21 protein-coding genes and 1 pseudogene are annotated in these 23662 nt (G+C 37.6%); 14 read left to right on the top strand and 8 right to left on the bottom strand.

From position 1 onward, the window contains the following. Nucleotides 1-136 precede the first annotated feature (136 nt). Genes NO346_RS02875 through NO346_RS02865 form a run of 3 tightly spaced genes read left to right on the top strand, consistent with a single transcriptional unit; the run spans nt 137 to nt 2658 of the window. On the top strand, nt 137-1585 hold the full coding sequence (locus NO346_RS02875; protein WP_256414172.1) for a leucyl aminopeptidase: 1449 nt from the start codon (nt 137-139) through the stop codon (nt 1583-1585). 3 nt (nt 1586-1588) lie between these two features. After that, entirely contained in the window at nt 1589-1996 is a 408-nt protein-coding gene (locus NO346_RS02870; RefSeq protein ID WP_046738933.1) for a DNA polymerase III subunit chi, read from the top strand. 35 nt (nt 1997-2031) lie between these two features. Then, on the top strand, nt 2032-2658 hold the full coding sequence (locus NO346_RS02865; RefSeq protein ID WP_256414171.1) for a hypothetical protein: 627 nt from the start codon (nt 2032-2034) through the stop codon (nt 2656-2658). A 67-nt stretch (nt 2659-2725) separates the two neighbouring features. Here the strand turns inward: NO346_RS02865 and NO346_RS02860 are convergent, their stop codons facing one another. The 8 genes from NO346_RS02860 to glnK all read right to left on the bottom strand — a co-directional run bounded on the left by NO346_RS02860 (nt 2726) and on the right by glnK (nt 10002). Further along, entirely contained in the window at nt 2726-3052 is a 327-nt protein-coding gene (locus tag NO346_RS02860) for a hypothetical protein (RefSeq protein WP_256414170.1), read from the bottom strand. Between the two features lie 147 nt (nt 3053-3199). Continuing rightward, a complete protein-coding gene (locus NO346_RS02855; protein ID WP_256414169.1) occupies nt 3200-3859 on the bottom strand; it encodes a riboflavin synthase in 660 nt (219 codons plus the stop codon). Nucleotides 3860-4009: 150 nt separating this feature from the next. After that, complete coding sequence (locus NO346_RS02850; RefSeq protein WP_256414168.1) at nt 4010-4849, bottom strand: MIP/aquaporin family protein; 840 nt, start codon at nt 4847-4849, stop codon at nt 4010-4012. 341 nt (nt 4850-5190) lie between these two features. Beyond that, nucleotides 5191-6483: a DNA adenine methylase gene (locus NO346_RS02845; protein ID WP_256414167.1), complete on the bottom strand. Its 1293-nt coding sequence runs from the start codon at nt 6481-6483 to the stop codon at nt 5191-5193. Continuing rightward, nucleotides 6480-7580, bottom strand: a complete 1101-nt coding sequence (ribD, locus tag NO346_RS02840) for a bifunctional diaminohydroxyphosphoribosylaminopyrimidine deaminase/5-amino-6-(5-phosphoribosylamino)uracil reductase RibD (protein ID WP_256414164.1) — start codon at nt 7578-7580, stop codon at nt 6480-6482. Before ribD ends, NO346_RS02845 begins: the two co-directional genes overlap by 4 nt. A gap of 12 nt (nt 7581-7592) precedes the next feature. After that, entirely contained in the window at nt 7593-8057 is a 465-nt protein-coding gene (gene nrdR, locus NO346_RS02835) for a transcriptional regulator NrdR (protein ID WP_004659444.1), read from the bottom strand. A gap of 126 nt (nt 8058-8183) precedes the next feature. Then, nucleotides 8184-9596: an ammonium transporter gene (locus NO346_RS02830; RefSeq protein ID WP_249570661.1), complete on the bottom strand. Its 1413-nt coding sequence runs from the start codon at nt 9594-9596 to the stop codon at nt 8184-8186. A 67-nt stretch (nt 9597-9663) separates the two neighbouring features. Continuing rightward, nucleotides 9664-10002, bottom strand: a complete 339-nt coding sequence (gene glnK / locus NO346_RS02825; RefSeq protein ID WP_000780326.1) for a P-II family nitrogen regulator — start codon at nt 10000-10002, stop codon at nt 9664-9666. 275 nt (nt 10003-10277) lie between these two features. Here glnK and NO346_RS02820 point away from each other — a divergent pair, with 275 nt between their 5' ends. The 11 genes and pseudogenes from NO346_RS02820 (at nt 10278) to NO346_RS02770 (ending at nt 23539) form a co-directional block, all read left to right on the top strand. Beyond that, nucleotides 10278-10505, top strand: coding sequence for an accessory factor UbiK family protein (locus tag NO346_RS02820; RefSeq protein WP_087536529.1), 228 nt, complete (start codon nt 10278-10280; stop codon nt 10503-10505). A 68-nt stretch (nt 10506-10573) separates the two neighbouring features. Further along, nucleotides 10574-11419 (top strand): annotated as a pseudogene (locus NO346_RS02815) (YifB family Mg chelatase-like AAA ATPase); the annotation flags it as partial. Between the two features lie 157 nt (nt 11420-11576). Further along, nucleotides 11577-13991: a tetratricopeptide repeat protein gene (locus tag NO346_RS02810; RefSeq protein ID WP_000282330.1), complete on the top strand. Its 2415-nt coding sequence runs from the start codon at nt 11577-11579 to the stop codon at nt 13989-13991. 91 nt (nt 13992-14082) lie between these two features. Then, on the top strand, nt 14083-15084 hold the full coding sequence (locus tag NO346_RS02805; RefSeq protein WP_000499370.1) for a PIN domain-containing protein: 1002 nt from the start codon (nt 14083-14085) through the stop codon (nt 15082-15084). A 382-nt stretch (nt 15085-15466) separates the two neighbouring features. Then, nucleotides 15467-16549 carry an ImmA/IrrE family metallo-endopeptidase gene (locus tag NO346_RS02800; protein ID WP_000148671.1) on the top strand — a complete coding sequence of 361 codons (1083 nt, stop codon included), beginning with the start codon at nt 15467-15469 and terminating at the stop codon, nt 16547-16549. Nucleotides 16550-16754: 205 nt separating this feature from the next. After that, nucleotides 16755-16934, top strand: a complete 180-nt coding sequence (locus tag NO346_RS02795; protein ID WP_001141891.1) for a hypothetical protein — start codon at nt 16755-16757, stop codon at nt 16932-16934. 114 nt (nt 16935-17048) lie between these two features. Further along, nucleotides 17049-18062 (top strand): nucleotidyltransferase, encoded by a 1014-nt coding sequence (locus tag NO346_RS02790; protein ID WP_000211630.1) that lies wholly within the window; start codon nt 17049-17051, stop codon nt 18060-18062. After that, a complete protein-coding gene (locus NO346_RS02785) occupies nt 18062-19774 on the top strand; it encodes a ThiF family adenylyltransferase (RefSeq protein ID WP_000421732.1) in 1713 nt (570 codons plus the stop codon). The genes NO346_RS02790 and NO346_RS02785 overlap by 1 nt, the downstream gene beginning before the upstream one ends. Before the next feature lie 5 nt (nt 19775-19779). Next, nucleotides 19780-20241 carry a Mov34/MPN/PAD-1 family protein gene (locus tag NO346_RS02780; RefSeq protein ID WP_000913090.1) on the top strand — a complete coding sequence of 154 codons (462 nt, stop codon included), beginning with the start codon at nt 19780-19782 and terminating at the stop codon, nt 20239-20241. A gap of 2 nt (nt 20242-20243) precedes the next feature. Beyond that, nucleotides 20244-21632, top strand: coding sequence for a dsDNA nuclease domain-containing protein (locus tag NO346_RS02775; protein ID WP_001276481.1), 1389 nt, complete (start codon nt 20244-20246; stop codon nt 21630-21632). Nucleotides 21633-21676: 44 nt separating this feature from the next. Continuing rightward, entirely contained in the window at nt 21677-23539 is a 1863-nt protein-coding gene (locus NO346_RS02770) for a hypothetical protein (protein ID WP_004777775.1), read from the top strand. The last annotated feature ends 123 nt before the right edge of the window (nt 23540-23662 follow it).

The following is a 23662-nucleotide window of genomic DNA, read 5'->3' as shown; positions in this document are numbered from 1 at the left end:
CCAATCGAGGGGTAGTGCTAGTTTACCCGAATGTTAAAAATATAAAACCTATCGCTTGTTGCGGATTGCAACCTCATATCTGAAAGTGTTTAATGGACTTATCTTTCTTTTTCGCTGCTTAGGTTCTATACAAACAATGAAATTTACCCTTCATACCGCATTCCCAACACAGTCGTCTAGTGAATCTTTGTGGATTTTGGTTGATTCAGAACAATTACAACAGAACTTAAATAGTTATCAAATCAATCATCTAGAAGATGTTCTGAATGCCACACAATTCAAAGCTAGTTTTAATGAAAATATTGCCCTGATTACCAATATCGCTGTGCAAGCCAATGCACATTTACTCGGTTTAGGCAAAAGTGCTGAATTGAAAGCGACAAAATTAGCAAAACTCGCACAAACGATTATCAAATCATCACAAAATAAATTTAGACAAATCACTGTAGATCTCAGCGCATTACCAACTGATTTACATTACCTATTTGCCTTAGGTTTAACTCAAGCAGCCTATGCCTATGATGAGTTTAAATCTAAAAAAAATGAGTTCATCTTAGAAACCATTAATCTAGTTGCAAATGAAACTGTACTTGATGATGCTCAATTAAAGCTCGTCCAAGCAGTTCAATCTGGACAAAATTACGCTCGAGATTTAGGCAATCGCCCAGGAAATATTTGCTTCCCTGAATACCTTGCAGATCAGGCGATTGCACTTGCAGCACAATACCCTGACCTATTAACAGTCACTATCCTGAATGAACAGCAAATGGCTGATTTAGGGATGAATGCTTTTCTTGCTGTAAGCAAAGGCTCTGATCGACCAGGCAGAATTATTACACTCGAATATCACGCGAAAGCTGATCAAGCACCTATCGTACTTGTCGGTAAAGGCGTTACTTTTGATACAGGCGGTATTTCATTGAAGCCAGGCTTAGGTATGGATGAAATGAAATTCGATATGTGTGGTGCTGCCTCTGTATTAGGTACTATGCAAGCACTTTGCGAAGCTCAACTCCCAATTCATGTTATCGGTGCGATCGCAGCAGCAGAAAATATGCCTTCAGGTCATGCAACACGCCCTGGAGATATTGTGACGACCATGAGTGGTCAGACTGTTGAAATTTTGAATACGGATGCAGAAGGTCGTCTGGTTCTATGTGACACCCTTACTTATATCAAACGTTTTAATCCTGCGCTTGTCATTGATATTGCGACACTTACAGGTGCATGTGTTGTTGCGCTGGGCAAAGTCGTCAGTGGGCTTTTCTCTCCAGATGATGAACTTGTACAAGAATTACAACTTGCTGGCGAACAATCACTCGACCGTGTATGGCGTATGCCTGTGATGGAAGAATATCAAGAACTCCTTGATTCACCGTTTGCCGATATTGCCAATATTGGTGGTCCTTATGGTGGTGCAATAACCGCAGCATGTTTCCTTGAGCGTTTCACTCGTGATTACCGCTGGGCACATCTTGATGTGGCTGGTACAGCATGGTTATCTGGTGCAGCTAAAGGTGCAACTGGACGCCCAGTACCATTACTGATGCAGTTTTTAGCGAATCGTGTTGAAACGAATAACTAATCTATGGCACAAGTTAGTTTTTATTTGTTTGAAAACAGCGTTGAGCGGCAAGTTGAAAGTGCTTGCCGTTTATGTCGAAAAATTCTGAATCAGCACCCACAGATTTGGTGGTATTGTGTTGATTCAAATTTACAAAATGAGTTGGATAACAAGCTATGGAGTTTTGATTCAAGTAGCTTTATTGCTCATGGAATTGATCAGTTGAATAGTCCAGTGTGTATTTCAGCTGAATTACCGCCATCGAATGATTGGATTGTATTTAATTTTAACAATCATGCACTTGAACAAACTCAAGATTTTCGCCACATTATCGAAATTATTGAAAATAATGAAACTGCAAAACAGATCGGGCGAGAGAAATTTAAGATGTATCGTCGTTTAGGCATTGAGCCACGCACATTTAAATTATAAGTCTGTAAACCATAGCATCGTATAAGGAGTGTCGTGTGGCATTAAATGTAGGTCAAGATTTTAAAAAACGTTGGTTAAATACACCTGAAACTGTACGTCAGACCTATCAGGAAGATTTAGCTCGTATCTGTGATCTACTGTTACCACAAACACAAATCCAAACATGGATACAACTCGAAGAAAAAGCTCAGCTACGCTCTCAACAACGTATTGATCAAGCTTATGCACATTTAAAGGCTGAGTTAATTGAACAAGCACGCGTTCGCAGACAATTGGCTTTGGAAAAAGCTCTGGCAGAAAAACGTGCTGCCCAAGCTGCTTATGCAGCGCAACTGCAAGCAGATGAGTTAAATCAGTTCGAACAACAAACGGAAAATCTTGTTGCCCTTCGACAACACATTGATCAAGAAATTGCACAACACACTGAACGTTATCAACCAAATCCTGAACAACCAAGTATTGATTATGCTCAAGGGCAACGTGTTCAGATTGATGACCATCAAATCCTATCTGAGCTTGAAAGTGTGCGTGTTCGTTTGGAGCTAGAAGCGGAAAGCTTGATAGAACAAGCAGTGACGGTATTCCGTGCCAAATTACATGCGCTCGCACAAGATGAAATTGATTACATCCTGAGAAATAGCGAATTCTCAGACGAGAAATAATAAACCAAACTCGTTGAATTCTCAGCCATAGACTTATATATCTGAATTCGAAGCTGAACCCAGTTGTTTAGCTCATGAAATATTGAACAACTTTTATCAACCAACCCGAAATCAACAAAAATACTCCAATTTGACCTAAAGTATGAGCAAAAATGCCTACAGGTGATAGATATATTTTTTGTTCAGAAGTTATAAAGTTTCTTAAAGTGACCTTTGCACTCAGTTGTTCATAGGTCATCAATACACCCATCGAAACACAGCTAAAAAATAATCCTATTTGTTCAAGTAACCATAGCCATTCAAATGGTTGATTGAGTATTTCATGTAAAATATTGATTAAAATTATGCTCGCGAATAAAAGGCAAAAATATTTAAAATATTGTTCTAATTTCATTAATTAATCACAAATAAGTAACTTATAGGATTGTATAACCTTCATTCCTACTTCGCAACAATTCATCTAAGTCCCACAACCATTCTGACATTACCCCCTTTAAGTTAGATGGTAATGTCAAATTAGAATAAGACTTAAATCGGGTAATTATCTTAAAAATCCATTCTCAGCCAAAAATGCCATACTGATATTCGATTCAGTTTTTTGCTCAGCGGCTTTATCACCTAACAATAAACGTTCGATATAGCGTGCGAGTACATCGACTTCTAAATTAACTTTCGTACCGACTTGCCATGTACCAATATTAGTACGCTCAGCCGTATGTGGAATTAAATTCAAGCTTAGAATATTGCCACGCAAATGGTTAATGGTCAGACTAATCCCATCGACAGTTACAGAACCTTTTTCTGCTAGATATTTTGCCAACTCAACAGGCGCTGTCACTTCAAAATATAATGAACGTGCGTCTTGTCGAACGACTGTAATTTCTCCAAGACCATCAACATGCCCACTCACAATATGTCCACCAAAACGTGTTGTTGGCAACATGGCTTTTTCGACATTGACTGATTGACCTACTTTCCATTGACCTAAAGTCGTTCGATTTAAGCTTTCACGAGACACATCTGCAGCATACCAATTGCTTCCCCACTCGATCACTGTGAGACAAATTCCATTCGTCGCAATTGAATCACCTAAATGCACATCAGACATATCCAAATCAGTTTGAATACGTAGACGTACATCACCGCCTACACTTTGTAAGCTCTCAACCTTACCTAAACTTTCAATAATGCCTGTAAACATGGGAGTTCTAACCTAATCTTATGCAATATATGCCATAGTGAATCGAATACCATAAAGCAAAGCCTTAGAGATAACAAGGGACTCCAAGTTCAAATACTTGCAATAAAAAAGGTGACCTATTGATCACCTTTTATCATTTTTAACCTTAAATTATTGCATTTCAGAGACACGTTTATTGGCTGTCTGTTTAAGCTCAACCGTATTATTTAACAAGAAATGGCTAAAAAATAATTTATAACCTAATACCCCTAAGCAAGCGCCAACAATCGGTGCAAAGATAGGCACAATAAAGTAAGGAATATCACGACCGCCAGTAAAAGCAATTGAACCCCAGCCTGAAAAATAGGCCACAACTTTTGGACCAAAATCGCGTGCAGGATTCATAGCAAAGCCTGTTAATGGACCAAAAGAAGCGCCAATGACAGCAACTAATAAACCCACCAAAATTGGTGCTAAAGCACCACGTGGCAAACCATTATGATCATCCCCAATCGCCATGATGAGCCAAAGTAATAACATAGTGATAAACATTTCCACCATAAATGCCTGTCCAATAGACAATAAATGATGTGGATAGGTTGAGAAAATTCCAGCCAACTCCAAACTCTCTACACTCCCCCGTACCATATGGTGTGTTTGCTCATAATCCATAAATAGGTTGCTATACAAACCATAGACCAATAGTGCGCCTAAAGCAGCACCAGAAACTTGAGCAATAATATAGAAAGGAACTTTACGTTTATCAAAACCAGCAAACAGTGCTAATGCGATCGTAACGGCAGGATTGAGATGAGCTCCAGAAATACCTGCAGATAGATAAACAGCCAATGCTACAGCCAAGCCCCATACAAGGCTGATTTCCCATAACCCTAGACTTGCTCCTGCAAGTTTAAGCGCAGCCACGACACCAATACCAAAAGATAAAAAAACTGCGGTAGCAAAAAATTCAGCTATACATTGCCCCAACAAGCTGGGTTCCGAGCGACTCATCACAACCTCTCTTGGTCAGTGCTGCGTATAGGCATGACCTGAAATAAAGCTCGGCAAAATATATTCATTTTCGAAAATGAGCAATATTCTTCTGGTAGTTTTTCAACCAAATAGTAAAATATTTTTTGTAAATAAAAAAGATTAAGCCACGCAACAAAAGTATATAAGCAATTGTTTTTAATTAATTTAAAGGTAAATAGTTATTCAGAAAAACTTATTTAAATTCAATGATAATTCATGTAAAAACAATCATTTATTTTATAAAATTATATGTATTAGCAAGAAAGTGAAAAAAATAGAAAATAGACACCACATTATCCAAAAATGGTGTCTACTTGAATTTACCAAAGTGCAAGCTGAGTACTATTGCCTGTCGTATCAACACCACCTAACTCAGCAAAATGATATAACTGCCCTAAAAGTTGTCGTAATGGCGGGCCAGACTTCGCATGGGTATCCGTAATCACAATAAACTCAAGCACACGTGCACGTTCTGATTGACGCTGTTTACTCACTCGATAACGCGGTACATCTTGGGTTAGCAAAGTCACTTTGCCGCGCTTTAAATTAGCAGTCAGCAAATCTTTAGGCTCAATATTTCCATCAGTCGAATAACTAGTCAAAATATAGCGTGCATTAATCGTTTCCAATAACTTTTCATAAGCCTCTTTCGCATACTTAGACGAGTTATAAGGGCTTGGGCGTTCTTTACGCCATGCTCGATCAATTCCACTCTTAAAGCCTTTGGTATCAGGTGATGGTAAATCCACTTGATCCCATAAAGTCAGGGCATTGAGAACATGGTAATTACTACTGTAGGCATGCTGATTATAAGGTGGATCAAGATAGGCAACATCAACTTCGAAACCACTCATTTGGTTGGCTAAATGTTGTGCATCGACACACCACATTTCAGCCGCAGGTCGTTTGGGATCACCAATCTCACAGAAACGGCTCGGTGTAAGCCATATTAATGACTCGATCCGTTCTAGAGCAGTTTGAGTTCGACCACCCCAACCCTGATGAAAGCTCTTAAATACACCACTGGTATTACTGACAAAACTTGCCGCATATAAAAGTGGTGCCAATAGAGCACTCATTTCCACATCATTGATTGCACCTTGTGCCTGCCAAGTTGCGATCTGTTGACGAATTGCATCAATACGCATCCCATTACGGCGTTTGAAAAACAAACGATCACGAGCAGGATCATACACATCATCATTACGTGGACAAAGATTATGTGTCACCCAGCCTTTGACTTCCGGCAATCGATTCAAATAGTCGATCGCTTTTTGATAGCCACCTAATTCTTTAAATGCGGGTGCATCAACACAGGCTAAAATCGCGTTGTTCAATGCATGGCTATACGGTTCCCAGTCATTTGCAATGACACGATAGCCGTTTTGACGCGCTAAACGTGAGACCACGCCACTCCCTGCAAAGAAATCAGCAAAAATCGGTGGATTCTTTTTCTTACTATTCAGTGTGCCCGTAATCTCAAGTGCTTCCAAAATGAGATGAAGCAGTCGACGCTTATTGCCTAAATAAGGTACTAGCTGATGAAAAAGATATTCGTCAGTCGTACGTGCTGCATGACGACGCTTGTGATAAACCGATGGTTCTGGATTCATATCATCTCTTGGATAGGGAGCAATCTTAGGCGAATATCTTGCCCAAGTTGGGTTACATCGACTAAATCAAAACGCAATTGTTCTGCCATTGTACTCAATTCAGCATTGAACATTGCACGAGCAGATTGACCAAGTAAAGTCGGTGCAACATAACTGATCATTTCATCAACTAAACCCTGCTGTAAAAAAGCCGTTGATAAAGTTGCACCTGCTTCAACCAAAACATCATAAATTTGATACTGTTGAGTTAAAGTTTGCAATAATTGACTTAAGGATTGCGGCGTCAATTGTATCACGCCTAAATCAGCAAGTTCTTGACGAAATGGTGTCATCACCATCACTGTTTCAGGATTTTTCAAAATCTTCGCTGAAAGTGGTAACTGTCCTTGGCGATCCAATACAATACGCTTCGGCTGAACCACGGTACTTAGCTCAATACCGTCCAATGCACGTACATTCAGCTCACAATCATCCGCTAAAACGGTTTGAATCCCTGTAATCACAGCACCCGAAATTGCACGCCAATGTTGTACATCTTGTCTAGCGATTGCTCCAGTAATCCATTTTGATTCTCCTGAAGCCATTGCAGTACGTCCATCTAAACTTGATGCAATTTTCAAACGCACATATGGCGAACCCGTAGACATCGCTTTTAAAAAGCCCAAATTGAGCGTTTTTGCAGTTTCTACACAAATTCCTGTTTCAACTTCAATACCCGCTGCTTGTAAAATTTGAACGCCTTTTCCCGCGACTAATGGGTTCGGGTCTGAACAAGCGACCACGACTTTCTTCACCTGAGCTTTAACCAATGCTTCTGCACAAGGCGGCGTTCTACCATAATGTGCACATGGTTCCAAAGTCACATAAGCTGTCGCGCCTTTAGCATGTTCGCCCGCTTGGCGAAGTGCAAAAACTTCTGCGTGGGGTTGACCCGCTCTAGGGTGATAACCCTCGCCAATCAGCTGCCCATCTTTGACAATAACGCAACCCACATTAGGATTCGGCTTGGTTGAATATTGCCCTAGTCGAGCCAACTCAATTGCTTGCTGCATCCAATATTGATCTTGGGATAAATGATTTTGCGTGAACTCAGACATGATTTCTCTAACTTATGCTTCATTTTCACGTTGTTGCATTTGCTCAATCTGACGACGAAATGCTTCAACATCTTGGAAATCTTGATAAACAGAGGCAAAACGAACATAGGCTACATGATCCAGTGCAAATAAAGCCTGCATCACAATCTCACCAATTGTTCTAGACTTTACATCTCGCTCACCTAAACGGCGAATTTGTGATTGTATATCACTTAAAACCGTTTCAATTTGTTCTTGAGTTACTGGACGTTTCTGTAAAGCATGCATCAATGAGCGGCGCAATTTTGCTTCATCAAATGGTTCACTTTTTGAATCAGATTTAATGACTCGTGGCATCACCATTTCATAACTTTCAAAGGTGGTAAACCTTTCACCACAAATCGTGCATTCTCGACGACGACGGATTTGACAACCCTCAGCCGCAAGGCGAGAGTCGATGACTTTACTATCAGCAGCGTTACAAAATGGACAATGCATAATGGTGCGATTATTTACTCACTTTGCTTAAGTGTAGCAAAGTTTCTGCAATTGCTGAACTAGCACACGAAAGGCATAAAAAAACAGCCTTATTCGGCTGTTTTTTAAACTTCAAAGAATAATGAATTATTCGATACGCTCACCATGTTGGCTAAGGTCAAGACCCATGCGCTCATCATCAGCACTTACGCGGATACCAATCACAAGATCAATCACTTTAAGGATAATGAAAGTCACTACTGCGCTATATACCATCGTTGCGAGTACACCTTCAACTTGCACCCATAATTGACCTGCAAATGTTGGAGCAAGCGCAACGTTAGCAGCTTTAATGATCTCATCACTGTAGAACACACCAGTAAGAATCGCACCAACGATACCACCAACTGCATGTAGACCGAAAGCATCCAATGCATCATCTGCTTTAAGGAGACGTTTAAGTGCTGTAATACCCCAGAAGCACACTACACCACCGATTAAGCCCATGATTAATGCACCACCCACTCCAACAAAACCAGCAGCAGGAGTGATTACAACCAAACCAGCAACCGCACCTGATGCACCACCAAGTACTGAAGCCTTACCACGAACTAGACGTTCAACAATCAACCAAGAGAATGCAGCAGCGGCAGCAGCAACTTGAGTTACAAGAATTGCCATACTTGCACGAGCGCCAGCACCTAAAGCACTACCACCGTTAAAGCCAAACCAACCAACCCAAATTAAGCTTGCGCCAATCACAGTGAGAGTAAGGTTGTGCGGTGCCATTGATTCGCGACCTAGACCAGCACGTTTACCCAACATGTACGCAGCCACTAAACCAGCTACACCTGCGTTGATATGTACAACTGTACCGCCTGCAAAATCTAAAGCACCAGCTTTGAATAACCAACCATCAGCAGCCCAAACCCAGTGAGTAATTGGTGCATAAACCAAGATTACCCAAACTGCAATAAACGCCATGAATGCTGAATATTTCATACGATCAGCAATCGAGCCGCTAATAATTGCAACAGTGATAATCGCAAAAGTCATTTGGAAAATAACAAACAAGCTTTCTGGAATAGTTCCACTTAAGGCATCAAATGCCACGCCATTTAGCATTGATTTGGCAAAGTCACCGACATAGGCGCCTGAACCAGAGAATGCAAGCGAATAACCAACGATAACCCAAATTAAGCTGACTAGAATGGCCGCAGAAAGGCTAAACATCATGGTGCTGAGTACGTTTTTCTTACGAACCATACCACCATAGAATAGAGCCAAACCAGGGATAGTCATCAACAGAACCAGTGCTGTTGAAACGAGAATCCAAGCTGTATCGCCTGTATCAACTTTTGCAACTGGTGCAGGAGCTGGAGTAGCTTCTACAGGAGCAGGAGCTTCTGCTGCGACAGTCACAGTTGATGCAGCCGCCGTATCAGACGCTGCTACAGTTTGTTCAGCAACTGGTGTTGATGCAGCATCTTCTGCCCAAACCATCGCTGAACCACCTAAGAGTGCGCCAGATAGACTGAGCGCCATAAGCATTTTTTTCATTCGTGTCCCCCAACCTTATTTTGTGAGCTATTTCTCTTAATTCTAACTCAGCAAACTTTGTGCCAATTTAGACAGCATCTGGTCCAGTTTCACCAGTACGAATACGGATGACTTGTTCCAAATTCGTGACAAAGATTTTACCGTCACCAATTTTCCCAGTGCTTGCAACACGAGTGATAGATTCAATAACCGCATCGACCATTTCATCGCTAATCGCAATTTCAATCTTTACTTTCGGTAAAAAATCAACGACATACTCTGCACCACGATACAGTTCAGTATGACCTTTTTGACGACCAAAACCTTTTACTTCAGTTACGGTAATCCCTTGAACACCAATATCAGAGAGTGCTTCACGCACATCATCGAGTTTGAATGGTTTTACAATTGCAGTTACAAGCTTCATGTGTGTTTTCCTTCGGCTTATTTTCACCAGTAAGGTTTTATGTTCAATTTTCATGCCAATATTTGAAGGTTGGGGATTTTCAAACCATCAGCAAGAGCTTTCTTTATAACCTATTTGGACGTCAAGATGTAGATATTCAATCGAAAATAAGTTTCATTTGCTCCTGTTTAACTGAATTTAGATATCGGTGGCATCAATGCGTTGAACAGGGCTATGGGATTACTACAAGCAATGGTACACTTGCCTACAAATACATATAACCTATTGAGCGCTTCATGATTGAAACTCTTTTACAAGCCATTCTTGAACAAGTTGATCAACCTAAAAAAGATTTAGAAAAAAATTTACGTGCTTTGCTCAATGAAAGCGTCGAAAAATTAGATTTAGTCTCTAAACAAGAGCTGGAGCGCCAGAAAATAGCGCTAAATTTGGCAAACCAACGCCTCGCTGCGTTACAACAGCAAATGAGCACTCTAGAAAAAATGGTGCAAGATCAAAAATAAGCACCAGTTTAGCGCAGAGATCAACAAAAATGATTAAAAATAAAGCACCATGATGGAACAATAATAAAATGTCTTTCGCAAAAATTTACACGAGGGGTTTATTAGGTTTACATGCCCCTCAAATCGAAGTTGAAGTTCATATCAGTTCAGGACTCCCCTCCTTAACCATTGTAGGTTTAGCAGAAGCCGCTGTAAGGGAAAGTAAAGATCGTGTTCGATCAGCAATTATCAACAGTGGTTTCTTGTTTCCAACCAAACGTTTAACGATTAATTTAGCACCTGCAGATCTTCCTAAAGATGGCTCCCGCCTAGATTTACCGATCGCACTAGGAATTTTAATTGCTTCAGGACAACTTCCTGAAAATTGTACTGACGGCTTTGAATTTATTGGTGAACTTGCATTAGATGGACATTTACGCCCTGTTACTGGAATATTGCCAATTGCGATGGCTTGCCAACAAGCCCAACACCGCTTATTGGTACCTACTAATAATCTAGAAGAAGCCAATCAACTTCCGCAGTTTGAAGTTTATGCTGCCAATCATTTACAAGATGTATGTGCACACTTTTTGGGCACTTCTCATTTATCAGCATCACCCAAACATGAAAATTTAACCACTACGCAGTATCAATTTGATCTTGCAGATGTCAAAGGTCAATTACGTCCCCGTCGTGCACTAGAAATAGCAGCAGCGGGTGGACATTCTTTACTTTTCAAAGGTCCACCTGGTACAGGTAAAACATTACTGGCTTCTCGGCTACCTTCTATTTTGCCACCACTCAATGCCCAAGAAAATTTAGAAGTCGCAAGTATTTATTCGGTTGCAAATGCTCAACATACTTTTGGACAACGCCCCTTCCGTGCACCACACCATACTGCGTCAGCGATTGCATTAGTTGGAGGCGGTTGTCATTTACAAACAACTATGCGACATTCCAAACAACTATGCGATAAATTACAGCTTTTATCTTTACAGTAATCTTTATTTGAAATAAATCATTGAATATAAAAAATAATTTAATATAATTTAAAACAATATCAAAGTACTAACTATATATTTGGATCTTGCAATGTATAATATCTTTTTAAATAATATTAAAGCAGCACGTAAATTAAAAACACAAAAAAATATTGCTGAAGTAAGTCTGAGTATTTTTAGAATGCTTATTCAACATATTTGTATTTCAAATGCAGAATATATAAATATTTTAGCTAAAGAAAGTTCTGAAAACATGTCAAAAATTGATATTAGTTTTATTGAGCTATCTCAACCGGCCGATGGAACATGCGTTGATTTTATAAGTAACTCTCTAACACAGATAGCAAAATTGAAAAACAGCTCTTTAGCTAGATTCTACTTTGAAGATAAAGATATTTCAAACGAACCTGCATTAGTAGAATGGCTACAAATCAAAGAAATATCTTTAAGAAATATCTTACATACATATGTTGAAGATCGAAATGAAAGTATCTTTGGTCATGGTATTTCATCAACTAATTTATTTTTAGATATCGATATTATTGAATATATTTTAGAAAAATTAAAAGTTTATCTACCAGAAAGTAAAGGCGACGATTTTTTATTTTTTCCTAAAAATTTTAATATCTCTACTCCTATTCAAACATTAAGATTATTTGATGGAAATCCTACGTGTTACAGAAAAATCAAAAAAACTAATAATGGGATGATTCATGTTACTGCTAAAGTTCAAACATCCTTAACAAACGCTACCGATCAATCTTATGAAGTACCAAATAAAATTTTTAATATTTCTACAAAAAAAACTTATGAGGTATATGAATATAATGATTGGAATCCGCTAATTTTTTTACCAGAGAGAGCTATATCAGTAGCTGACTTTACAGGACGAAAAAAAGAAATCACTGAGCTTATTGACTGGTTTAATGATCCAGAAGACTCAAAACGATGTCTTGTATATGGTGATGGTGGCATTGGAAAGACAACTCTCATTTTAGAATTTATGCATCGTGTCCTTGAAGGTTCTATTGAGGTCGAATGGAAACCCAGTGTTATTACTTTTTACACAGCAAAAAAGACTCGTTGGGGAATACATGGTTTAGAATCACTCACGAACAACAATCTAGGCGTTGCAGATGTCGCTTTACATATAGCACAACTATTAGAAGTCAAACTTGACAATAGTTGGTATCAAAAAGATGCAGAAACTATTATTCAAAAATTAAAAGGCTTACTTGAAAAAGAGAAGATTAAAAAAAATGAGCATCTCATTATTTTAGATAATACAGAAACTATGGCTGAAAATGATGATGATATTATTAATCTAGGTAAACAAATACACTTACTTTCCCGTTATGCTGGAAGAGTAATTCTTACTTCTCGTCGTACAGAAAGACTTGAAGCAAGACCAATTGAAACAACTAAATGGTCCGATGAAGAAGGTGTAGAATATATTCAAAAAAGAGGAGATATATTAAATATTGATGCAATAAAAAAGGCTGGCATACCTACTTTAAAAAAAATCACTCGAGAACTCAATAATAAACCATTGATTTTGAATGTTTTCATTCAATTTGCAAATGAACTACAAAGCTCACTTAATAGCGCATTAGATAAAGTGAAAAGATTACAGGAAAAAGACTTAGGGATGTTCTTGTTTTCTGATGTTTGGGAAAGATTTAATGAAAAAGAAAAGCACTTTTTACTTCTCTTAACCTATTTTGGTCCTGATCATGATCAATATTTTATGCAATTAGCTTCTGATAAAGCTAATTTAACTTTTTCTTTAGCTCAGAGCACATTAGAAGGTAGTAAAGGGATTTGTCAACTTAGTAGTATTGATGGCCAACTTCAGATTACTTTCAACAATGATTTTATGAAATTTTGTAAAGATAGAACTGTAAATTTTAATGATCAAACACATCCTCTTCAAAAAGATCTAGAAACAATCCAAAAAAGATATATAGAGTTTTTAAAACATATTGAAGTAGAAATATCAGATAATGATCAAAAAGCTTATTTAAGTAGGTTTGCACGGGCAGCTAGAAAATTCTTTAATGAGGGTAATAAAGAACAAGCAATTTCATACTATGAATTAGCGATAGATGAGGATCCAACAAATATTTGGTTATTAGAGAAGTATTCAAACACTCTATTTATATATAAAGATTTTCTACCAGCATTAGAAAAAATCAATAAAGCTACTAACATTGATCCTAATCACTCAGAACTCCAATTTACTAAAGGTAAAATATTAGCCAGAATTAAAAATAAAACCAAAGAATCTATAACGTGCTTAGATTTAGCTCATAAACTCGGGAAATCTATGCACCTATGTGAGTTACAAAAAATATATGCTTATTTAGCAGATGGAGATATAGAGCACGCAACCATATCATTAAATATCGCTAAGAGTAATATCCCTAACGATTCTTATTACCAAAAGTGCAAGATAGAAATTGAACGCTTAGAACGCAAAATAAATCAATATATATTGCCTCTATAGAAAATGTTACTTTAGATGTATTTATAGAATTACCTATAAGCACATTAATGAGGGTCAATAAATTTAACTTTTTAATAATCAATGAGGCAGTATGTTTTATATATTTCTTGATACGTGTGTTTTTTTAGATATTTCTACTAAGAAACAAGAATTACCACTAGTTTCTGCATTGGAAGAACTTGTTCGTACTAAAGTAGCAAAGTTAGTCGTAATTGACTTAGTAGCTCAAGAATATGAAAGAAACAAAGAAGAGGTCGCAAACAAAACAGCAAAACGATTATCTCAAGAATTTAAACAAGTCAAAGCAGTTGTAAGTGAGTTTGCAAAAAAAAATAAAGCTCAAACCATTGAAGTACTAAACGATATAAATGCAAGACTTCCTCTTTTGACTGATGCTAACTATGCAACCATTAACAGAGTTGAGAGACTAATTGAATCAGCGGAAAAAATAAGTATTAGCGAGCGCTCAAAGATTGCAGCCATTCAACGAGGCTTAGATAAAAAAGCTCCATTCCATATCAGTAAAAACTCAGTAGCTGATGCTGTAATTATTGAGCAATTTTATGAATTTTCATTAGGTGTCAATACGGCAGATAGTTGTTTTTTCATAACACATAATCATAACGACTTTTCTGCCAAAGACCATCGAAAGCCTCATACTGATTTTGAAAATATTTTCAATGGTAATACTTGTTATTTTAACAACTTAGCATCCGCAATCAACCAGATTGATAATAATTACTTAGCTGAAATAGAGTTTGAATATGACTTTACAGAAGAAACTCGGGGTTTAAGAGAAATTCTCGATGTATTAGACGAGCTAGTGGATAAAATTTGGTATAACCGTCATCAAAATCTAATCTGGAAAATAAATGAAGGTGAGATAGAAATTGTTCCTAAAGGTACGAAACACTATGGTAATCATTTTATTCACGAAGATATTCTTGAAGGTGCAATCAAATCTGCCAAACAAGTTAAAGAGACATATGAAGATGTTGGCCCTTGGAATGACTTTGAATGGGGTATGATTAACGGTAAATTGTCAGCTCTACGTTGGGTATTAGGTGACGAATGGGATATGTTAGATACCTAAGATAACAATCGATATCGTTTTCAACTGAATATTATATTTTTCAATCTCTTAAGTATGATACTTTACTAAGAAATATGAATAAAGATAGTTAGAACAGGATATTCCCCTTTCTCAAACCAACCGTACTACAAATTTAATTGTCTAATCGTATAACTCTCAAAACCACTAAATCAAGTAGAGCCATTTCAATTTATCTTCTTAAGATTGCAAAACAATAAAATACAATATATGGTATCAAAATTCAAAGAACTACCACTATATATAGTGGTTATTAAAAATAGAAACATTTTAGGAATAATTTGTAGAAAAATTTGCATACTCTTTACTGTTCAGTTATTATTCATTTAACTTGATCTGTAAGTCAATGATCTTGGAGGTGAATATGACTCATTTCAATCCTGATATGCTTAGTATTGCACGAAACTTTCGTGGCCTTAGTCAAACTGAACTAATTGCTGGAATGGGACAGTCTATTACTCAGGCTTCATTATCTAAAATTGAAAGTGGGGACTTAAAACCTTCCGATGAAGTTATCCAAAATCTATCTAATGCCCTACATTTCCCTATACGATTTTTTGAACATATTGAAAAGCTAAATGCACTGCCGATTAGTTTGCATGCATACAGAAAAAAAAGCTCTACCACAGCTAAAGCATTGAGCCGTATGAATGCTGAAATGATGTTAAAAATGGGCCATGTACAAACATTAGAATTGCTCACAAATGTACCAAAAAGAAAAAACTCCTTACCAACTTTTAAAATTGGCATAGATGTAAACACCCCTCAAGAAGCGGCTAAAAAGCTTAGATCATTGTGGGTGCTAGGAAATGAACCTCTTGAAAACCTAACTGCCACTGTGGAAGATGCAGGGGTTTTAGTCTTTTTATGCGACTTTAAAGATAACAATGTTGATGGCGTATCCTTAAAAATGCATGGCGTGTCTCCATGCGTATTTCTAAATGCAAACCAGCCAAATGACAGAATACGCTTCACATTAGCACATGAACTTGGGCATTTGGTCCTCCATGAAGAGCCATCTGAATTCATGGAAAAAGAAGCAAATGACTTTGCTGCCGAATTCTTAATGCCAGAAGAAAAAATTATTGATCAATTAGGTTCAACCAATTTAGCTCATTATCTAAGACTTAAAAAGGAATGGAAAACCTCAATGGCGGCCTTAATCTATAGGGCGTCAGAGTTAGGAACTATAACTTCAAGTCAAAGTGCCAATTTATGGCGGCAGATGGCTATGCGTGGTTATCGTAAAGTTGAACCAAATGAATTGGATCGAGAACCGACATATAGAGTAGCTTCCATGCTCTTTGACTACGCAATAGATGCAAAAAAAACATCAACATCTGTCATTAGTGAGTTATCTCAATTATTTGACTTATATGAAGATGACTTTAAAAAACTATATTATTTTGACCTAGATTCAATGGAGACTATTGAGATGGTTTCATAAATTAAAAAGCCGACTCTATTGGGTAGAGTCGGCTTGATAGATTTTCACACAGGAAAGGCATATGGCTCTAAGCCCTACGCATACCTCATGTTAGATCTGGCTGTCAGAACCCCATTCTAACATTTAGGCCCGTAAATCTCAAGATTTACCCGCTTATTTTGGTATGCGCCCTGAAAAACGAGCCGCCAAAATAGGAGGGCTAACAATGCCTACCGAAAATCAAGACTTCGTGTTTTGTAAATCTTATCGCCATAAATCTGGAAAAATTATTGTCCATCCAACTGGATATTTTAAATTTCCCAGAACTCGGCCATTGAAAGAAGAAAAGGATACTATCCGTAATAAAAAATCGGATGATCCTGATAACTCAAACTCAATATCGTAAACAAGGTTAAATAACCTACTGCTATGCAACAAAGTTCACAGTAGTAGGTTACTTAATTTTTCTGATCGCACTTAATTTTATGCCCCATTTTAGTACATGGGCTCAGAGAGAATTATGACAACTCAACAGCAGTTTCTTGACCTACTTTCCGATATTGAACCCTCTACAACAACGGTTAATGATTGTTCAAGCGCACATAATACGCTTCGTGATGCTTTAAAAGTGCATAATGAATTCAGCAAAGTACATGTGCATACATTCTTATCAGGTTCTTATAAAAGAAATACGGCAGTACGTCCGACTACCATAGGCGGAATCACACAAAGGCCAGATGTAGATATTATTGCCCTTACAAATCACACAATTAATGATGACCCTCAAATTGTCCTTGATGCAGTACATACGGCATTAAAGGATATTGGATATACCGATCTTACCGTTAACCGTCGTTCAGTAAATGTTAAGTTGAAAAAAGTTGATATGGATGTTGTCCCTATCATTTCAGATGGATATGGCGGCTATCTGATTCCAGACATTCATCTTGAAGAATGGCTAGTTACCAACCCTCCAGCTCATACCGAGTGGACTGTTGAGGTGAATAAAAATGCAAATGGTCGATTTAAGCCTCTTGTGAAGCTATTTAAATGGTGGCGTCGTGAGAACTTGTCTGATTTAAAAAGACCAAAAGGATTCATTTTAGAATGCCTGGTTGCCAAGCATATGAATTACTACGAATCCAACTATGAAAAGTTGTTTGTTTATCTTTTAGAAACGATCAGGGATTCTTATGGGATTTATGCGTCACTAGGCATAATTCCACATTTAGAAGATCCTGGTGTTGCAGGCAATAATGTTTTTTCTGCGGTTACAGCAGATGAGTTCAAAACTTTTTTTGAAAAGGTAGAAGAACAAGCTGCTATTGCACGAAACGCCTTAAATGAAACAGATGATGATAAAGCATTAGCCCTATGGCGGCAGGTTCTGGGTAATCGTTTTCCACGTTCGGCTTCACACAAAAGTGCAAACTCTGCTGATATGGCCAGCTCTTTAATCCGTTCTGCTCTAGGTGCGGGATTAACATTTCCATCAACCCCTGTTTATCCAAATAAACCAGGAGGCTTTGCGTAATGGAACTGCTAAAAACACCATTAGAACGCCTAGCTCAAGAACGGCAGTTATTGACTGATCTTGAGAAAGAGAAAAATAGTTTTAAGATTCAGGAATGGAACTCAACAGACACAAATGAACTGCATTTGAACTTCTCTCTAAAGATAGGAACTATAGATTTTAATGGTGTTTTAGTATATCCAGAGCTTTTCCCAGAGCTACCAGCATATATACGCCCACAAAAATCTGGTGAAAGATGGAGTATCTTGCACCAGTATGGTGGTTCAGGAGTGCTGTGTCTAGAATATGGCCCAGATAATTGGAATACCAATATCAGTGGAGTGGATCTAGTTAGAAGTGCCCAGCTTCTTTTATTAACAGATGCAATGACTGTATTGGAGATGAATGTAGAACCTGTACCATCTAGGCATTCTGAAACAATAGGTCAAAAATTAAGAAGTGTTTCAGAAAGGTTCATTGAAACACCTATGTTACGTCACATACTCTTGGGTAGTGATTCCGAGAAAATGGACTTTAAGATTGCCATCTCAAGCTTTCGAGACAAAACCGTTATTGTTCCAACAAATATTCAGAACAAACCTCTACCTGACATCGTACCATCATTTTCTAATGAAAGATTTGAATTGTCTGGATGGGCAATACGAATTGATTCTGTTCCTCAATTAAAGGAATCCGTAAATGACCGAGTTTCATTAGAATCCTTTTTAGGCAATTTATGGCCTGCTCAGGAGGAATTCACAAGTTCCATACAGCCTATATTGTTATATGACATAAAGGGTAACTTGGAACTATTCTTGGTTAATAATACAGCACCACTTTTCGTAAGTTATCCTGCTATTAATCTACATGATGATCAGAGCCAAAGATTGCCAGCACAATTTAGCCATCTCAATGATATAAGGGTAGCAATAGTAGGTCTTGGATCGTTAGGAAGTAAAATTGCAATTTCACTGGCACGGTCGGGTTGTAAAAACTTTCTACTTATTGATGATGATATTCTGCTCCCCCACAATCTTGTCCGTAATGAACTCAACTGGTTAGATGTTGGCTTTGCTAAAACCTATGCTGTTGAAAGAGCATTAAAACGAACAGCATTAGACATACAAGTTGAAACGTATGAAATGCAAATTGGTGGACAGGAAAATCCTCATTTAAATTCCAATATCGCTAATGCCATTGCCACATGTAATCTGATTGTTGATGCGACAGCAAATACCCATACGTTCTTAACATTAGCTGCAATTGCTAAAAGAAAACACATTCCCATGGTATGGGGTGAAATTTTTGGTGGCGGTGGTGGAGCAATGATGGCCCGTAGTCGTCCAACGTTAGATGCCTCCCCCTTAGAACTTCGCAATCATATTTATGGTGTCTTACAAACGTTGGAACCAATTCCAGAGGGCAAAGTTAATAATTACGGCTTTCAAACACAAAACCAAACATATATAGCATCAGATGCAGATGTAACAGCTCTTGCAGCATCTATGACGCAGTTCACATTAGATACTTTATGTACAATTGATGAGCAATCCTCTTATCCATATTCAGCATATTTAATAGGGTTCCGTAGATATTGGATGTTTCAATGTCCTTTTGATACTCGTCCTATCGACTGTTCGGGTGCTTTAGTAGCAGAATCTCCTACGGATAAAGAAATATTTGAAAGGGAAAATGGCAATTCTATTGAAGAGCCTGAACCGATGAAAGGTTAATACTGATGCTGAAAATATCCATTCCTACTGACATACAAGTTTTACTGGTAAAAGCCCTATTGAAGTCTGGAACCCACGAATGTGGCGGTGTTTTAATGGGTGAGCATATTGGTACAAACCATTTTAGAGTTAACTCATTAACTATTCAAAAGAGTGGAACGATAGCATCCTTTGTACGTGGAATTACGGATGCTATTAAAGCAATCCGTCTTTTTCATAAATCAACAAACAATAATTATCAAAAATTTAACTATTTAGGTGAATGGCATAGCCATCCTCTCTTCAGTGTACAACCCAGCAGTAAAGACCATCACACCATGAGGGAATTGGTGTCCGATCCAAAAGTGGGTGCAAATTTTGTAGTCTTACTGATTTTTCATTTAAAAAACAATCATCTTGATGGCAGTGCTCACACCTACCTACCAGATGGTTCCTGTTACCGATCCACCCTAGATTTAGAGAGATAATAATGAGTGCGAGTCTGTTAGAAAAACAATCAACTGGTGGTGCGATTGCACGAGTAGGATTTGAATATCAGGATGCATTTGTATTAAGGAGCTTACCGCTATGGCTTTCACAAAGTGCATTTAGCCATATAGTGAGTGAAGCATTAAGTGATATAGAAGTTTGTTATTTTTCTTCGGAAAAGTCATTACATGTAATGTATGAAGCAAAAAATCACTCCTTAACGGCTACGGAATTTTGGGATGAAATAAGGCGTTTTAAAAGTCTTTTTGATACCCACCCAAAAAACTTTATTTGGTTTAATTTAGTATGCCCAAGTTATAACACCGCTATCTCACCATTAATTTCAAAAATAGACCGATTAAGAGGGGTTGGATCTTCTTATGATGACGACTCTTCAGTTTCAGTGAATGGGCGCTCGGAATACCTTGATTGGTGTGTTGGTAAAAAAATTGATTTCTCTTTAGCTGAATTTGCTCTTGATTATGTTGGTTTCATAACTTTTAATTCTGAGAATAGTGAGTCTATATTTCTAAGTGAAATTCAAGACACAATAAATATTGAACTGCTCAGGAGTCAGGTCAAACAACTAAAAGATCAGTTTAAAAACCTGATTTCTCGTTCTTCTTTTGGTCCAATATATCGCAAAGACTTTGAAAATTTTATTTGCCATGCTCTTGAAGAAGATAGAAGCCAGTGGCTATTAGATCCTATTAAAATTAATCTTTCAGCATCATCCAGTCAGTATCAAGACTTAAACTTAGATATTAGTGATTTCAATGGTCCTGATCGTGCTCAAAAAACCTCCAGCGACTGGAACAGCCTAATCAAAAAAGCAGTATCGATTGGGGATTTCATTCATAACAGTGGTGACCGTAGAACCCTCCTTATAGATGGCAAACAAAGAATGTCCACTGCATGTATGCTTGGCTATGTTTTTAGTGCCACACGTAATTTCCTACTCGAAATAGAACATAATGGCCTCATTTATCGCACTGATGACCATAAACAGAAAGAGGGACAATTTTTTACTAAAATCGAAGCTGTTGAACCACAGGGTGAAACTGAAGCCATAGTCGCTATCGGATTTCCTACAGCTATAGGTAAAGACATTGACTCTACGATTAATGAAGTAAAGAGCTTGCCTAGATTGAATTTAGAAAGCTCTCATGCCATTGATAATATGGAGACTCTAAATCTTGCTGTGAGAGAGGCAAAATCTGCTTTAGTTTCATTTAAATCCGAAAATAAGTTATCTAAATTACACCTCTTTATTAAAGCACCCTCAGTTTTTGCAATGGTCTTGGGACATCGCTTGAATGGTATTTGCGATATCCAGCTTTACGATTGGGTAGATGGGCAATATATCCCTACAGCCGAACTGAACTTATAAGAAGAATTGATTATTCGATAATATTACCAATAGAGAGGTTGATCATGAACAATCATTCTAATGAAGAAAATACTGATAACTCTTCAGATAAAAAATCACCCGCATTCAAAGTCCTTGAATCCAATGCTGAAAAGTTCTTAATGGTTTGGTGGTATGGGGCGTTAGCAAAAGCTGATCGTAGAAATGCTCAACCTAAAGTTCATGTGGCTTTTAGGGAACTTCTGGAAGATTACACACCCACAGATAATTTTATTTTTATTGATGCAAATATAACAGATTTGATGTCTTGGCCTATTGGAACAGTTTGGCACCATGAACGATTAGTTGACTATCTTCCTTTGGAAATACGGGAATTTGATATTGATCATACAAATTTTAAACATACCTTTGTTCAAGCATATAAGCGAGATGAAAAGACAGGAAAAATAGATCATTTCTTCTCAGACAGGAATAAGTTTTATATTAACCCAAGCCAACGTGAAAATTGTATTTCTTTCTCTTTAAAGGATCAGGAATATAAGGAGCTTCTCGTACCTTGTTTTGAGTTTCTGGTGAGAGGATATGGCCTCTCTACAGAACTTCCTAGAATTCTAACAACATATGATGAGGTCGAAAGACATGAAAGGCTCTACACCCCTCATCCAGAAGAAGAAAATACATGGACTATCCTTATAGGTGATAGTCTCACATCAGATGATCATGTATTTATTGCCTACTATAAATATAGCGAATATACCCAAGATGCCGTAAGAATCTTATTTAGCAGTATTGCAAAACATGATGATTTTATCCAAAGAAACCATATATACCCTAAAGTAATGCCGTGGCATAAGGAAACGAGAAAAATTAGGGTTTCAGGTTTTTGTATTCCTGACACCAATGCTTTTTTAGCCTTGACAATCCTTGGAATAGAACTACCTGATCAAACACTTATCAGACGTGTTCCAAAGGTAATTCACCGCATTAAGAAACCTGTAGATGTCAACTCACCTAATCCTCCTCAGTTGCAACTAGGTCCTGGTCAGATTAACGTATCTGAAGATCAAGGAGGGCGCAAACCATTATTACAATCGGTTATTTTAGGTCATGAATTTACATGGTTAGGTTCAGGCCCTATCGGGGAAAAAAGTAAAACAAAGTATGAAAGAACCATCACCCAACCACAGAGAAAGAAAAATACTAAAGAAACCAATACAGTTGGTACAGGAGAACCTGATAGCTCTAAGGAAGTTCTAAATGTCCAAATTAACCCGACCACTAATGGAGATACAGAGTTTGAAGCTCCATATCATGGAAGAATCATGGGCCTATGGAATGCATGTTTAAAGGCACGCTCGTTAAATCCCAGTATTGTCAATGCAGTCCACTATTATACTTTTGAGGAAGAGTTTGATTACAGCGATAAACCCACTCTCATGGCTTTTTTCGTTAATTCAGAAACATTAAATAATAAAGATATTACAGATGGAGAAAAACAAACTTATAAAAATTGGTGTTATGCAAACTCAAATAAAACAGCACTTCGTGGAGCATTGGTCATCCGATTATCTCTTGTAAATTGCCCTCCAGTTTATCTTTTCGATATACAACCAGCGACTTACGTTTCAACTGTAGATGGGGAAAGTGTTCTCAAGGAGCGTGGGCATGCTGGTCTAATATTTAGGTCAAGAACCGTAGAACAATTTGAGCAGTATATTTCTGGGCTCATGGAGAGCCTGCCTTTGTCAGAGGGCTCTTATACGACAACTCTCCTAGGCTCCAATTTGGTTACTCAATTATTTGTTTTTAGACATTCAAAATCTGCTGGCTTGTCAGAGGGTGAATCAACGTTATTGAATGCTCTAAGAAAAATTGGAATTACGAATATCAAGTTAAAGGAGGAAAAGGAGGAAAAGGAGGAAAAATAATTTTCGAATCTTACAATTGTGACCATCTTCTTTTAGCCTATTCCATAATTCTTTCCTATGGGTAATTTTATTACATATCAAATTGAATTATATATAGTTTAATGGCACTTTTAAGTGCCATTA

It is taken from the genome of Acinetobacter sp. 5862, from assembly GCF_024494585.1.
Taxonomy (GTDB): Bacteria; Pseudomonadota; Gammaproteobacteria; order Pseudomonadales; family Moraxellaceae; genus Acinetobacter.
This window is presented reverse-complemented; position numbering and strand designations above follow the sequence as displayed.